This is a genomic window from Corallococcus sp. AB030, assembly GCF_003668965.1.
GTDB classification, from domain to species: domain Bacteria; phylum Myxococcota; class Myxococcia; order Myxococcales; family Myxococcaceae; genus Corallococcus; species Corallococcus exiguus.
In genome coordinates this window covers 1-13,402 of sequence record NZ_RAWQ01000058.1, presented here as the reverse complement: position 1 = coordinate 13,402, position 13,402 = coordinate 1, and the positions used below count along the sequence as shown (strand labels likewise).

Annotated in this window: 13 protein-coding genes and 1 pseudogene; 5 read left to right on the top strand and 9 right to left on the bottom strand. The window is 69.8% G+C overall.

What is annotated here, in order from left to right:
• Nucleotides 1-8: 8 nt before the first annotated feature.
• The 3 genes from D7Y15_RS16140 to D7Y15_RS16130 are packed head-to-tail and all read right to left on the bottom strand — an operon-like array spanning nucleotide 9 to nucleotide 3,047.
• Nucleotides 9-1,538 carry a transglutaminase family protein gene (locus tag D7Y15_RS16140; RefSeq protein ID WP_233604974.1) on the bottom strand — a complete coding sequence of 510 codons (1,530 nt, stop codon included), beginning with the start codon at nucleotides 1,536-1,538 and terminating at the stop codon, nucleotides 9-11.
• 41 nt (nucleotides 1,539-1,579) lie between these two features.
• Entirely contained in the window at nucleotides 1,580-2,008 is a 429-nt protein-coding gene (locus D7Y15_RS16135; protein ID WP_233597048.1) for a GNAT family N-acetyltransferase, read from the bottom strand.
• Complete coding sequence (locus D7Y15_RS16130) at nucleotides 1,947-3,047, bottom strand: ATP-grasp domain-containing protein (RefSeq protein WP_120577251.1); 1,101 nt, start codon at nucleotides 3,045-3,047, stop codon at nucleotides 1,947-1,949. Before D7Y15_RS16130 ends, D7Y15_RS16135 begins: the two co-directional genes overlap by 62 nt.
• Before the next feature lie 168 nt (nucleotides 3,048-3,215).
• On the opposite strand from D7Y15_RS16130, the gene D7Y15_RS16125 reads away from it, so the two are divergent.
• On the top strand, nucleotides 3,216-4,514 hold the full coding sequence (locus tag D7Y15_RS16125; protein WP_120577252.1) for an HD domain-containing protein: 1,299 nt from the start codon (nucleotides 3,216-3,218) through the stop codon (nucleotides 4,512-4,514).
• A gap of 17 nt (nucleotides 4,515-4,531) precedes the next feature.
• Nucleotides 4,532-6,058, top strand: a complete 1,527-nt coding sequence (locus D7Y15_RS16120; protein WP_121753138.1) for an MBL fold metallo-hydrolase — start codon at nucleotides 4,532-4,534, stop codon at nucleotides 6,056-6,058.
• Here the strand turns inward: D7Y15_RS16120 and D7Y15_RS16115 are convergent, their stop codons facing one another.
• The 5 genes from D7Y15_RS16115 to D7Y15_RS16095 form a co-directional block, all read right to left on the bottom strand.
• Nucleotides 6,059-6,802 carry a GlsB/YeaQ/YmgE family stress response membrane protein gene (locus tag D7Y15_RS16115; RefSeq protein WP_121753137.1) on the bottom strand — a complete coding sequence of 248 codons (744 nt, stop codon included), beginning with the start codon at nucleotides 6,800-6,802 and terminating at the stop codon, nucleotides 6,059-6,061.
• A gap of 12 nt (nucleotides 6,803-6,814) precedes the next feature.
• A complete protein-coding gene (locus tag D7Y15_RS16110; RefSeq protein ID WP_120577255.1) occupies nucleotides 6,815-8,695 on the bottom strand; it encodes an FTR1 family protein in 1,881 nt (626 codons plus the stop codon).
• 129 nt (nucleotides 8,696-8,824) lie between these two features.
• Complete coding sequence (locus tag D7Y15_RS16105; protein WP_121753136.1) at nucleotides 8,825-9,052, bottom strand: hypothetical protein; 228 nt, start codon at nucleotides 9,050-9,052, stop codon at nucleotides 8,825-8,827.
• Between the two features lie 63 nt (nucleotides 9,053-9,115).
• Nucleotides 9,116-9,601: a dihydrofolate reductase gene (locus tag D7Y15_RS16100; RefSeq protein ID WP_121753135.1), complete on the bottom strand. Its 486-nt coding sequence runs from the start codon at nucleotides 9,599-9,601 to the stop codon at nucleotides 9,116-9,118.
• On the bottom strand, nucleotides 9,598-10,392 hold the full coding sequence (locus D7Y15_RS16095; RefSeq protein WP_121753134.1) for a thymidylate synthase: 795 nt from the start codon (nucleotides 10,390-10,392) through the stop codon (nucleotides 9,598-9,600). The genes D7Y15_RS16100 and D7Y15_RS16095 overlap by 4 nt, the downstream gene beginning before the upstream one ends.
• Nucleotides 10,393-10,563: 171 nt before the next feature.
• On the opposite strand from D7Y15_RS16095, the gene D7Y15_RS16090 reads away from it, so the two are divergent.
• The 3 genes from D7Y15_RS16090 to D7Y15_RS16080 are packed head-to-tail and all read left to right on the top strand — an operon-like array spanning nucleotide 10,564 to nucleotide 13,076.
• Nucleotides 10,564-11,124: a cob(I)yrinic acid a,c-diamide adenosyltransferase gene (locus tag D7Y15_RS16090; protein ID WP_121753133.1), complete on the top strand. Its 561-nt coding sequence runs from the start codon at nucleotides 10,564-10,566 to the stop codon at nucleotides 11,122-11,124.
• Between the two features lie 3 nt (nucleotides 11,125-11,127).
• Nucleotides 11,128-12,153: a tRNA epoxyqueuosine(34) reductase QueG gene (queG, locus tag D7Y15_RS16085; protein ID WP_121753132.1), complete on the top strand. Its 1,026-nt coding sequence runs from the start codon at nucleotides 11,128-11,130 to the stop codon at nucleotides 12,151-12,153.
• Nucleotides 12,126-13,076 (top strand): DMT family transporter, encoded by a 951-nt coding sequence (locus D7Y15_RS16080; protein ID WP_121753131.1) that lies wholly within the window; start codon nucleotides 12,126-12,128, stop codon nucleotides 13,074-13,076. The genes queG and D7Y15_RS16080 overlap by 28 nt, the downstream gene beginning before the upstream one ends.
• Nucleotides 13,077-13,146: 70 nt before the next feature.
• Here the strand turns inward: D7Y15_RS16080 and D7Y15_RS44700 are convergent.
• Nucleotides 13,147-13,402 (bottom strand): annotated as a pseudogene (locus D7Y15_RS44700) (hypothetical protein); the annotation flags it as partial.

Genomic DNA, 13,402 nt, shown 5'->3' with positions numbered 1-13,402 from the left:
CGCCGCGACTACTTCACGTCCGTGACCTGGAGCGAACCGATGAGGGGCGTGATCTCCGCGTTCCCCTCGTAGCCCACGTAGAAGTGCGTGGCGTCCGCGACGGGCTGGTTGAAGGTCGGATCCAACTGGGTCCACTCGCCCACGAAGGCCTCCACCCACTCGTGCCAGTACAGCGCGGGCACGCCGTCGGAGTTCACCATGTAGATGACGCCGTCCACGCGGCGCGCGGGGATGCCGGACGCGCGCAGCATCGCCACCGTGAGCAGCGAGTGCTCCGTGCAGTCGCCCTTCTTCTGGCGCAGCACGTCCGTGGCCCGGTCCGCGCTGGCGCCGTAGTCCTTCTGCAGGTTGCTGTACACCCACGCGGACAACATCCGCGCCGCCGTGTACGCGTCCTTCTCCTCGCGGATGATGCTCTTGGCCTGCGCCTTGATGGCCGGCGCATCCGCCTCCACCGCGAGCGTGGACTTGAGGTTCTCCCCCTTGTCGGGGTCCGCCACCGGCCGGGCCGCGCGGCCCTTGGGCGAAGGCGGCGCCGCCAGCAGCGTCACCTCCACGCGGCCGTCCGGCAGTCGCTGGTACTTCTGCCGGTACGTGTCCTGCTGGAACTTCTCCGGCAGGTTCTTCATCACCAGCTTCACCTGTCCGGGAATCTCGCGCGCCTTCGCGGGCAGCGGCTTGGGCAGCACCACGCGCGTGAGGCCGAACACCTCCACCAGGTCCATCCGCTTCGCGATGGACTCGGACTCGGCCCGCGCCTGCATCGTCTGGCCGAAGTCCACCCGCACCATCTTGCCGTCCGTCGTCAAGAAGGCCGCCACCGGCACCTTCTCCTTGTCCGACAGCGTGCTCACCCGCGACAGCTTCACCTTCACGCCGCCCAGCATCTGCTCCTCGGGCGCCTCCACCGTGGTGACGGTGCGGTAGGTCTCCAGGTCCGTGCCGTCCAGCGTCGAGCCCTCCACCTTCTGGCCTCGAAGCAGCGCCACGCGCGCCTGGTCCGCGTCCTCCACCGTCTCCTTCGGCAGCGGCATGGGCTTGAGCACTTCATCCGGCTGACCCGGGCGCTTGCGAACCACGCGCAAGGCGTCACCGGTCACCGTGCCCACCAGCTCGTTGTCCCCGCCGTCGCCCTTCTGCGTGACGGTGAAGGACAGGAGCTTGCCGCCCGGCTTCGCTTCGTAGACGCGCACCTCGCGGTGCACGCGCTCCGACACGCGCGTGCCCACCTGCGCCTTGAAGATGAGCTCGTTGATGCTCTGCGCCTTGTTGCCCGGCAGCACCGTCAGGTCGGTGAAGAACCAACCCACCTTCTTGTCCATCAGGTACAGGCCGAAGTACTCGCCGCCCTTGGGGCGCGGGGCCTTCAGCGCGTCGGAGAGCTCCTGGGCCTGCGGGGCCTGGGACGTCTTCGCCTGCGCCTTGGCCGCCGCGGCCTTCACCTGGTTCTTCAGTGCGGGGGCCTGGGCCCAGGCCGCGGAGGGCGCCCCTGTCAGCAGGGCGAGCAGGCTCAACAATCCCAGACGGGTGCGTCGCATCGGTCGGTTCATGGAAGGCATCTGCTCGCTCCTGATGGGGACTACAGGCGCTTGGTCAGGATGATGAGGTCGTCACCCTGCTTGTAGAAGTCGCGCAGGCGCGCCTCTTCGCCGTACTTCATGGACGCGTAGAAGCCGCGCGTGGGGCCGTAGGCCTCCGTGGCGCTCGTCTCCACGCGGATGAGTCGCGCCTTGCGGCGGCGCAGGTCGCCCTCCATGGAGGACACCAGCTGCGCGCCAATGCCCTGGCCGCGAACTTCCGGCGCGGAGGCAATCCAATACAGGTCGAACGCGTGCTCCGTCATCGGCGTGGGGCCGTAGCAGCAGTAGCCCACCAGCCCGCCGCCGTCCTGCCCGCGGTCCGCCACGAGGATGGAGTAGTCCCGGTTGCCCGCGGTGAGCGCGGTGTCAACCAGCTCGATGGCGCAGTCCTGCTCCTCCTGCGAGAAGGTTTCGATTCGCCGGATCAACGCGGCGAGCGGTTCCCGGTCCTTTCTTTCGAGTGTGCGGATTTCCATGGGCTCTTTCGAGAGCGACCTCCACGAGTCGCGAGGCCAGGGTCGCGTAGTCCATGCCGGCGGCCTGCGCCGCCTTCGCGTACCCCGCGCCCGGGTGAAGGTCGCAGTTGGGGTTGATGTCGATGACGTACGGCACACCCTCGGGCGACACCCGAAGGTCCACGCGTCCATAGTCCTGGCAATCCAGCGCTGCAAATGCTTCCAACGCCGTCTGGATGCAACGCGCTTCCTGCACTGCGTCGAGCCGGCAGGGCCCCGTGGGCGAGTCCCGGTACTCCGGTGACTCCGCCTCCCACTTGGCCCGGTACGACACGATGTTCGGCCGGTCGTCGAACGCGCGACCGAAGTGGATCTCCGTGAGCGGCAGCGCCTGACGCGGGCTGTTGCCGAGCAGGGGCACGTAGATTTCCCGCCCCTGGATGAACTGCTCCACCAGCGCGGGCTGGTGGAAGGTGCGCAGCACGGACTCGCACGCCCGCACGAGCGCCGAGCGCTCCGTCACCACGGAGTCGAAGTCCATGCCCACGCTGGCGTCCTCGCGCGCGGGCTTCACGATGAGGGGCCACGGCAGGTCCACCGCCAATGCGTCCTCGCGCTTGCGCACCACGAAGGAGGCGGGGGTGGAGACGCCGTGGGCGCGCAGGATGTCCTTGGCCTTGGGCTTGTGCAGCGCCAGCCCCAGCGACAGGGCGGACGAGCCGGTGTACGGCAGGCCCAGCGCGTCCAGCAGGCAGGGGACGGCCATCTCTCCGCGGCTGTCCGCGGCCAGCGACTCGCAGAGGTTCACCACGAGGTCGGGCTGGAGGAAGCGCAGGGCCTCCACGAAGTCCAGCTTGTCTCCTTCGATGGCGAGCGGCTCGGCGACCACGCCGTCCCGGCTGAGCGCGTGGGCCAGGCTCTCGGCCACCCGGACCACGTCCTCGCGGGCTTCGCGCCCGGGGTCGTCCTCGAGGAGGTCGTGGTCACGATTGTGCAGCAGGATGATGTGCATTCGGAGTGCCCCGAGGGTTAGCACGTCCCCACGGACCTTCCCAGCCTGTGGCGTGGTGGCCGGTCGGTCCCTCACAGGGCTACCGCCTGCCAGGGTATGCGCTACGGTGGGTGGACCCGTCGGAGCGGAAACCGGCCACCCCCGGCTTCAGGTCCCGACAAGGACGACATGCGGATTCGCGACCCCATCCACGGCGTCATCCCGGTGAGCGACCCGGAGAAGGCCGTCATCGACAGTCGCTTCTACCAACGTCTTCGCTACGTCCGGCAGCTGGGCTTCGGGGACATGGCCTTCCCTGGCGCCACCCACACCCGCCATGCCCACTGCCTGGGCGCCATGTTCGTCGCCTCGCGCGTCTTCAACGCCGTGGCCAGCCGCTCCGACCTGCCGGACGATGTGCGTGAACATTTCTGCACCGCCGTGCGCCTGGCGGTCCTCTGCCACGACCTGGGGCACATGCCCCTGTCACACGCGTCCGAGCGCATCGCGCCACGGCGGTCGCTGCTGCGGCTGCCTGGCTGGCTGGACTCCGTGGCGGAAGGGGAGCAGGCGACCCACGAGGACTACACGGCGAAGCTGCTCCTGGACAGCTCGCTGACGGAGATCATCCAGAAGGAGTTCGGCTCGCGCGGCATCACCCCCATGGCGGCGGTGGCGCTGATTACGGGCGCGAAGCCTCCCAAGGATCCGGGCTTCACGTACAAGGGCGTGGACTGGACGCCGCTGTTGCGCGCCATCGTCTCCGGCGAGCTGGACGCGGACCGGATGGACTACCTGCTGCGCGACTCGTTCTACACGGGCGTGAACTACGGCCGGTATGACATGGATTGGATCGTCTCCAACCTGAACCCGGCGGTGAAGGACGGCAGGGCGGTGCTGGCCCTGTCGCGCGCGGCGGCGTTCGCGTTCGAGGACTTCCTGCTCAGCCGCTACCACATGTTCGTATCGGTGTACCTGCACCACACGTCGGTGAACTTCGACCACATGCTGCGCCGGTACTACGAGGAGACGCCCGGCGAGTTCGAGATTCCCCACGACCCGGAGGCCTTCCTCCTCTGCGACGACGCGGCGCTCTGGTACACGCTGCGCCGTTCGAAGAACCGGTGGGCGGAGCGCATCAGCCGCCGCCAGGGCTTCAAGCTGCTGGCGCAGTTCACGGAGCGCGACACCGGCTACGACCTGGAGGTGCTCAACAGCGCGCTCACCAGCGGCGGCTTCGAGCACTACACCGTGCTGTCCAAGGGAGCGCTCAGCAAGTACGTGGGGTCCTCCGGGGCCGGCGGCAACCCGGGGTTGTTCATCCTGGATGTGTCCACGGGGCGGCTGACGGAGGTGGCGCGCTACACGCCGCTCTACCAGCGCTACAGTGGCGCGGTGCGACTGACGCGGCTCTATGTCCGGCCGGACCAGGCGGAGCGGGCGCGCGAGATGATGGGCCGGCTGCTCGGCCAGACGACGCAATCCTGAAGGACGACGGTGCAACCATGAGCGAGCCTCTTCCCGGCATGGGCCTCTTCGCGCCCCACACCCCCGTGGAGCCCCGGCCCTCCTCGGTGGTCATCCTCTACCGGCGCATGCACGCCAGCGTGGAGGTGTTCTGGGTGAAGCGCGAGCGAGCGCTCACCTTCGCGGGCGGCTTCTATGCCTTCCCCGGCGGCAAGCTGGACAAGGACGACCACGACGTCCCCGTGCAGGGCGCCCAGGGCGAAGAGGCCGCGCTGCGCTCCGCCGCCGCGCGTGAGCTGTTCGAGGAAGCGGGCGTGCTGGTGGCGGAAGGGGCGCGAGCGCTGTCTCCGGAGGCGCTGGAGGAAGGGCGCGCGGGGCTGCTCGCGGGCACGGTGAAGTGGAGCGAGTGGCTGAAGCGCCACACGCTGTCCCTGCGTGCGGAGGACCTCAAGCCCGCGGGGCGCTGGGTGACGCCGCCGGCCATCCCGGTGCGCTTCGACACGCGCTTCTACCTGGTGGAGCTGCCAGAGGGCGCGGCGGCGAGCATCATCCCGGGCGAGCTGACGGAGGGCGCGTGGATCCGCCCGGAGGACGCGCTGTCGCGCTGGAGCGACGGCTCGGCGCTGCTGCATCCGCCCGCGCAGCACGCGTTGCAGGTGCTGTCGGAGTTCACGGACGAAGCGGACGCGCGCGCGAAGCTGAGCACGCCGCCGTACTGCCCGGGCTACGTGGCCCAGCGCATCGAGTTCCAGCGCGGCGTGCGCGTGGTGGCGCTGGAGACGCCCACGCTGCCTCCGGCGACGCACACCAACGCGTATGTGCTGGGCACGGGCGACCTGCTCATCGTGGACCCGGGTTCGTCGGACGTGAAGCAGTACGCGAAGCTCTTGTCGCTGGTGGCGGGCCTGAAGGCGGAGGGCGCTCGTCCGGTGGCGGTGGTGCTCACCCACCACCACGGCGACCACGTGGGCGGGGCGCTCGCGGTGAAGGAGCGGCTGGGCATTCCGCTCTGGTGCCATGCGCGCACGGCGGACCGGCTGGACTTCCCGGTGGAGCGGCTGCTGGAGGACGGCGAGGTGCTGAACCTGGACGGCCCCATGGTGCAGCGCTGGCACGTGCTGCACACGCCGGGGCACGCACGCGGTCACCTGTGCCTGGTGGACTCGCGCAGCAAGGCGGCCATCGTGGGGGACATGGTGGCGAGCGTGGGCTCCATCGTCATCGACCCGCCGGAGGGCAACATGGTGGACTACCTCACGCAGCTGAAGCGGCTGCGCGACTGGCCCGTCACCACGCTGTACCCCGCGCACGGGTCACCGGTGCCGGACGGCCCGGGCAAGCTGAACGAGTACCTGCGTCACCGCGCCCAGCGCGAGGCCCTCGTCCTGGAGGCCGTACCCGCGACGGGCGCGACGCTCGCGGAGGTGGTGGCCACGGCCTACGCGGACACGCCGCCCCTGCTGCATCCGGTGGCGGAGCGCAGCGCCCTGGCCTCGCTGGAGAAGCTGGTGGCGGAGGGCCGCGTGCGCGAGGAGTCCTTCACCTGGTTCCGCGTCGGGGCTTAGCTAGAAGCTGCCCATCAGGCCCAGGTGCGGGCCCTTGCTGCTGTAGGTGGCCACGGGCATCAGGCGCACGGTCGGAGCGGGGGCTGCCTGCATCGCGGCCTCCTGGCGCAGGGCGTTGGCGTGGGACAGCTCGAAGCCCGCGCTCGCGCCCACCACCGGCAGGATGAAGAGGGCGGCGTTGAGGGCCGGCGGCGCATCCGTGCCTCCGCTGTTCACCAGCGTGAGCGCCAGGAACGTCGCGCCCCAGCCCACCATGCTCCCGGCCACCGTCGCGCCCACGCGGCCGCGACCACCCATGAAGCGGCCACCCGCGTACGTGCCCACCGGGATGCCGATGATGCCTCCCGCCGCGGCGCCCGCGACGGCCATCACCAGGCACTCGTCACAGCCCACCGTCGCGGACCCCAGCAGGTACCCCACCGAGCCCAGCACCGTCGCGCCCACGACGCCACCCGCCGTGCCGCTCAGCACCTCCACCGCCACGCGCGGCACCGGGTCCTTCGCGGCGGGCGCGGCCTTCACGGAAGGCAGCGCCTGGGAGGGAACGGAGGTGCGTGTCGGGACCTCGTCACCCTGGGTGACGTCCGGTGGCGGAGGCACGTCCTCGTCCGGCGCGCCCACCAGCGGTGGGGGCGTGAGGCTCCCGGCGGGAACCTGTGCCGGCTCGGCCGGGGGCTCCTGGGCGGAGGCCAGGCCCGACACGAGCAGCAGGGCGAGAAGTGTGGACAGACGTGTGCGCTTCACCAGGACTTGAGGCTACCGCAAGGGCTGCGTCGGCGTCGCGCTGTCACCGGAAGTGGGCGTCTCCTCGCGAGGGCGGCGGCGCAGGGCCCGGTAGACGAGCGGCGCCACGGCCAGCAGCGCCTGCGGCACCAGCGACAGCGCATCCGGATACAGGCCCAGCATGTCCACGTAGATGAAGCGCACCGGCACCAGCGGCAGCGCGCCTACCTCCTGCAACGAGTGGATGCCCTTGCCCAGCAGCATCACCGCCGTCACCACCATCACCACCGTGGAGAGGTTGAAGAGCGTCTTCATGGGCAGCCGGTAGCCCATGCGGTTGATGAAGAGCACCAGCACCGCCAGGGCCACGATGCCGCCCACCACGCCCCAGACCACGCCCGCCGCGGAGTCCACCGCCAGGCCCTGGAGGAAGATGGCCGTCTCGAAGCTCTCACGCAGCACGGACGTGAACGCGATGACGAACAGGCCCACCGTGCTGCCCCGGCCCAGCGCGCCCTGCATCTTCTGGCGCAGCTCGCCCATGAAGTGGCTCACGTTGGCGCGCGCGTTGAGCCACAGCGCCGCGTACAGCAGCATGCCCACCGCCACCAGCGCGGTGATTCCCTCCAGCCATTCGCGCTGCGCGCCCGCCAGCAGCTTGCGCCCGACGATGTACGCGAGGGCACCCGCGATGAGCGCGGACACCCAGCCCGCGTGCACCACGCGCACCTGGTCCATGGCCTTCATCTTCTTCAGCGCGGCCAGCAGCGCCGTGACGATGATGGTAGCCTCGAAGCCTTCACGCAGCAGGATGAGCAGCGTGAGCCACGCCACGGACAGCAGGTCCGTGGTGCTCCCGGTCGTCTTTCGCGCCTGGTCCAACAGCGACAGCAGCTCACGCCCCTCGTCCTGCAGGTGCGGGCTCTTGCGCTCCGCGGCGAGCCGCGCCTGCATGAAGGCCTCTTCCAGCTTCTGGGTGAGCTCCGGATCGCGCCCGCGCAGCTTGGGCTCCACCGGCTCCAGGCCGTTGAGGTACGCGTCCAGGAGCGCGTTCTTCGCGCCCACGTAGTCGCCCTCCGCGCCCATGCGCATCGCGTGGCCCACCGCCGCGCGCGCGTTGAGCAGCACCTTCTCCTCGTCCGCGTCCGGCATGTTCTGGCGCAGGCACGCCACCTTGTCCGCGCCGAACGTCTTCGCCAGCTCCGCGTCCGTGGACGTGGCCAGCCGCTCCAGCGACACGTTGGGCGGCTCGCCCTGGCACGGCGGCTGGCGCAGGGTGAAGACGAAGAAGGCCAGCGACCAGCGGTCGTCCTCGGTGAGGGTAGGGAAGGCCGGCATCGCCGTGCCGGGCACGCCGAAGCTGGTGGTGTTGAAGGCCTTGTAAGGCGTGAGCCCGTCCTCCATCAGCTCCGGGTCGTGGAAGTTCGCCGGCCGAGGCTCCATGTTGGCCGCGATGGCCACGTCCGCCTTGCCCTCCACGCCGTGGCACGCCGTGCAGTTGGCCTGGAACAGCTTCTTGCCGTGCTCCAGGTCCGGAGCCACGCGAGGGCTGCGCGCCAGGCCACCCGCCAGCACCAGGCTCTCCACCAGCTCACCGCAGTCGCGGCTCACGCCCTCCGGGTCCTTCGCCTCGTTGACGCGCGCCTGGATGGCCTCCACGCGGGGCACGAACGTGGCCGCCGCCGGGCCCAGGTCCTTCGCCGCTGACAGTGCCTCCGCCGCGAAGCTCTTCTGCTCCGTCAGCTCGAACTCCGACTGCGACGACACCGCCGCCGGATAGTCCGCCTGGAGGTACTGGAGGATGCCCACCAGCCGGTGCCAGGTGCGCCCCTCGTCGGTAGCCGGAGCTTCAGCCCGGGCAGAAGAGGACAGCGCGAGCAGCAGGCACAACGTGAGGGAGGCGGCGTGTTTCACGGCCGTCTTCTACCAACCACGTCACGGGTGTTCAATTCTGCGAATCAAGATCAATTTATGAGACCCCCCTCAGGAACCGAGGGGGGCACTCGGGTCAACACCCGGGGTGTTCCCGGGGACGACTCAGCGCTAATCGAGCTCGCAGTACTGCGGGTACTGCCGGCACGGATAGCAGGGGCCGCCCGGGCCGTAGTAGCAGACCTCTCCGACGGCACAGACGCCGTTATCCGGGCAGATCCGCAGCTCCTGCTCCTGCGCGCCCAACTCCGCGGCCGTGCCTTCGTCGATGGGCCCGCCACAGGCCGCCAGGCCCAGCGCCGCGAACAGCCCCAGTCCACGAACCAGACGACGACGCATGCACGCTCCTTCGGTGAGAGGAACCCGCACGGTAAGTCAGCCAGAGAACGCCAGGAATAAGGGCTAGCCCTGACGCTCGTAGGTGAAGAAACCGAAGGGCAAGTCGCCTTCCGGGTGCCGGTCCTCCTCCACCAACCTCCATCCGGTCAGGTCCACGGACGGGAAGAACGCGTCGCCGGGGAAGTCCCGCTCGATGCGGGTGAGGTAGAGCCGCTGCCACAGCGCTTGCGTCTGCGCGTAGAGGTCCGCGCCGCCCGCGATGAAGACCTCGCTGTCTCCGGCTTGTCGCAGGGCGTCGTCCACGGTGTGGGCCACGTGGACGCCTTGTGGGGCGGCCCAGTCGCGCTGGCGGGTGAGCACCACGGTGGTGCGGCCGGGCAGGGGACGTCCGATGGAGTCGTATGTCTTGCGACCCATGATCAGGGTGTGGCCCATGGTGAGGCGCTTGAAGCGGGCCAGGTCCGGCGGCAGGCGCCAGGGCAGGGTGTTGCCCTGACCGATGACGCGGTTCGCTGCCATGGCGACGATGGCGGAGATGCTCGGGCTCATACGGCGACGGGCGCCTTGATGGCGGGGTGCGGGTCGTAGCCTTCCAGCGTGAAGTCCTCGTAGCGGAAGGCGAACAGGTCCTTCACGTCCGGGTTCAGGCGCATGCGCGGCAGGGGGCGCGGTTCGCGCTTCAGCTGCTCCTGCGCCTGCTCCACGTGGTTCAGGTACAGGTGCGCGTCACCGAGGGTGTGGATGAACTCGTGCGCGGTGAGGCCCGTGGCCTGCGCCACCATCATCGTGAGCAGCGAGTACGACGCGATGTTGAAGGGCAGCCCCAGGAAGATGTCCGCGCTGCGCTGGTAGAGCTGACAGGAGAGCTTCCCGTCGGCCACGTAGAACTGGAACATCACGTGGCAGGGCGGCAGCTTCATGGAGGGCACGTCCGCCACGTTCCACGCGCTCACCAGGTGCCGGCGCGAGTCCGGGTTCTTCTTCAGCCCGTCCACCAGCTGCCGCATCTGATCCACGTGGCCGCCGTCCGGCGTGTTCCAGGAGCGCCACTGGTGGCCGTACACGGGGCCCAGGCTGCCGTCCGCGGTGGCCCACTCGTCCCAGATGGTGACCCCCACCTCCTGGAGCGAGCGCACATTGGAGTCACCCCGGAGCATCCACAGGAGCTCGTGGATGATGGACTTCAGGTGGAGCTTCTTCGTCGTCACCAGGGGGAAACCCTGGGTGAGGTCGAAGCGGAGCTGGTGGCCGAAGAGGCTCAGCGTCCCCGTGCCGGTCCGGTCGCCCTTCTTCGTCCCGTGCTTCAGGACCTGCTCCATCAGACTCAGGTATGGCCGCATGCCCGGCTGTGTAGTTTCGCGGACCCAGCGGGGGCAAGCTCCGACTACGGATTCACTTCCGATCCACTTCGAACCGATTTCCGATTCACTCCGAACCGATTTCCGATTCACTCCCGTTTGTTCGGAATCGGAAGCGGGCAGCGTGCTCGTCGCATCGCGAAAGAGGCGAAGATGAAGATTTACACGAAGACCGGCGACGCCGGAGAGACAGGCCTCTTCGGCGGCGGCCGCGTGGCGAAGGACGACGCGCTGGTGGACGCCTACGGCGAGGTGGACGAGCTCAACGCCACGCTGGGCCTTGCTCGCACGTTCCCGCTGCCGGCGGACCTGGAGCACTTCCTCCAGCGCATCCAGGACCAGCTCTTCACGGTGGGCGCGGTGCTGGCCACACCGCCGCACACCAAGGCGGCGGCCCACATCCCGGAGCTGCGCCCGGAGTGGGTGGAGGAGATGGAGCGCCACATCGACCGCTACGAGGAGGAGCTGCCGAAGATGACGCACTTCATCCTCCCGGGAGGCTCGCAAGCGGCCGCGGCGCTGCACCTGTCCCGCACGGTGTGCCGCCGCGCCGAGCGCCGGGTGGTGACGCTGCTTCGTGAGAACAAGGCCCCGCCCGCCGTGGCCATGTACCTGAATCGCCTGTCGGACCTGCTCTTCGTGGTGGCCCGGCTGGTGAACTTCCGCGCCGGCCTGCCGGACGTGAAGTGGATCCCCGAGAAGCCGACGAAGTAAGCCGTGTACGCGACGCAACTGCCCACTGCCCGGCTCCGGCAGCTCGCCCAGGACGTGGGCTTCGACCTCATCGGCTTCGCGCGCGCGGAGCCCATTCCTCCGTCGTCGCTGATGTCGTGGCTGGAGGCCGGCTACGACGCGGACATGGATTGGATGGGGTCGCGCGCGGAGGAGCGGCTCGACGTGTCGGTGCTCCTTCCGGGAGCGCGCACGGTGCTGTCCTTCGCGAACAACTACTGGCGGGACGATGAGCCCTCGCAGGGCTCGCCCATCGCGCGGTACGCGAGAGGCCGCGACTACCACTCCACGCTGCGCGACCGGATGAAGGCGTTCCGCAAGACCATCAACGCCTGGTACCCGGGGCTGGGCACCTACGGCGGCGTGGACAGCGGGCCCATGATGGAGAAGGTCTGGGCTGCTCGCGGCGGCCTGGGCTACGTGGGCAAGAACGGCTGTCTCATCACGGAGTCGCACGGCTCGTGGGTGCTGCTGGCCACGCTCATCCTGGACGCGGAGGTGGACGCGTATCCGGACGGACCGGTGGCGGACCGTTGCGGCTCCTGCCGACGGTGTCTCATGGCGTGTCCCACGGGCGCGCTGGTGGGCAACCGGCAGGTGGATGCGCGCGCGTGCCTGTCGTACCAGACCATTGAGAACCGCGACCGCGACGTGCCGGAGGCGTTCCGGCTCAAGTTCGACAACCTCATCTTCGGCTGCGACATCTGCCAGCAGGTGTGCCCGCTGAACCGCAAGCCGGTGTTCGCGGAAGACGAGCGCTTCGTGCCCCGCGCGGTGGCGTCGCTGGGCACGCTGGAGCTGGCGGCGCTGACACCCGAGCAATACAAGGAACTCATTCCAGGCACGGCGCTGGCGCGCGCGCGCTACGACGGTTTGAGGCGCAACGCTGTGTATGCACTCGGCGTCGCACGGCAGGTGCACGCCCGGCCGCTGCTCGAAAAACTCGGCGGCGACGACAGCGAGCTGGTACGCAGCGCCGCACGATGGGCGCTTCTGCAACTGGAGCCGTGACGCCGTCCTCCGCGACGCCGCCGCTCGGGCGGGTGTACGCGGCGCTGACGGTGCAGGTGCTGATCAGCGCGGGCACGTACCTGGCCGCCAAGCGGGCGATGACGGAGCTGTCGCCGTTCACGGTGGTGCTGTGGCGATTCCTCGTCTGCGGCGTCGCGTTCGTGACGCTGCTCGCGGTGACGCCGGGGCCCAAGCTGCCGCCGCGCCATGCGTGGCCGCGCATCGTGCTGCTGGGGTTGATGGGCGGGCCGGTGAACCAGACGCTGTTCTTCTCCGGCCTGTCGCGCTCCACGGCGGCGCACGCGGCGCTGTTCTACGCGCTCACGCCGCTGGGCGTGTACGTGGCCAGCCTGGTGCTGGGCCGGGAGCGCGCGTCCACGCGGACGACGGCGGGCATCCTCACGGCGTTGGTGGGCGTGGTGGTGCTGCTGCTGGGCCGGGGACTCGCGAGCGCGAGGGGCACGCTGGTGGGAGACCTGCTCATCCTCGCGGCGGTGGTTGCGTGGGTGGTCTACACGACGGAAGGAAAGCCCCTGGCCACCGAGCATGGGCCGCTGCGCGCGACGGCCTGGACGATGACGGTCGCCACGGTGTTGCAGCTGCCGCTCGCCCCGTTCGTGCTGGAACCCGCGGCGCTGTGGGCCTCCAGCGCCGCGGCGAAGGCCTCCATCGTCTACGTGGGGCTGATGACGTCGGTGGTGGCGTACCTGCTCTGGTCCTACGCGCTGTCGAAGGTGCCCGCGTCGCGCGTGGCCATCTTCTCCAATCTGCAGCCGGCGGTGACGGCGCTCGTCGCGTGGCTCTTCCTGGGTGAAGCGCTGCACTGGGAGCTGGCGCTGGGTGGCGCGCTGGTGCTCGTGGGCGTGCGGCTGACGCAGGGCGCGCCGGTGAAGGCCGCGCCGGTGGTGGTGCGCGCGGGCTGAAGCACGAAGCCCCCCGAAGGCAGGATGCCTCGCGGAGGGCCTCTGGCTGCGTGCGGTGCGGGAGACGGCTTCAGTCGCCGTTGGGGTCCCACTCGGAGATGTCCTTCCGGGCGGGCTCCGCCGGAACGGTGGGACGCGGCGGCGCGATACGGGGCGGCGGCTCCTTCTTCGCCACCGGCGGAGGCGGAGGAGCGGGCGCGTCGTCGTCGTCCGAGCGGCTCGGCTGCACGGGCTCGGCCACCACCGGCTTCGGCTCGGGCTTGCGCGGGGGCGGATCCGCGCGGGGCGGCGGCTCCGCGAAGGCATCGATGTCCGGGGCCTCCGAG

Excerpts from the sequence above, each read along its gene's own strand:
- D7Y15_RS16140 (WP_233604974.1), bottom strand. The coding sequence starts at position 1,538 with ATGCGACGCACCCGTCTGGGATTGTTGAGCCTGCTCGCCCTGCTGACA.
- D7Y15_RS16130 (WP_120577251.1), bottom strand. The coding sequence starts at position 3,047 with ATGCACATCATCCTGCTGCACAATCGTGACCACGACCTCCTCGAGGAC.
- D7Y15_RS16125 (WP_120577252.1), top strand. The coding sequence starts at position 3,216 with ATGCGGATTCGCGACCCCATCCACGGCGTCATCCCGGTGAGCGACCCG.
- D7Y15_RS16120 (WP_121753138.1), top strand. The coding sequence starts at position 4,532 with ATGAGCGAGCCTCTTCCCGGCATGGGCCTCTTCGCGCCCCACACCCCC.
- D7Y15_RS16105 (WP_121753136.1), bottom strand. The coding sequence starts at position 9,052 with ATGCGTCGTCGTCTGGTTCGTGGACTGGGGCTGTTCGCGGCGCTGGGC.
- D7Y15_RS16100 (WP_121753135.1), bottom strand. The coding sequence starts at position 9,601 with ATGAGCCCGAGCATCTCCGCCATCGTCGCCATGGCAGCGAACCGCGTC.
- D7Y15_RS16095 (WP_121753134.1), bottom strand. The coding sequence starts at position 10,392 with ATGCGGCCATACCTGAGTCTGATGGAGCAGGTCCTGAAGCACGGGACG.
- D7Y15_RS16090 (WP_121753133.1), top strand. The coding sequence starts at position 10,564 with ATGAAGATTTACACGAAGACCGGCGACGCCGGAGAGACAGGCCTCTTC.
- D7Y15_RS16080 (WP_121753131.1), top strand. The coding sequence starts at position 12,126 with ATGGGCGCTTCTGCAACTGGAGCCGTGACGCCGTCCTCCGCGACGCCG.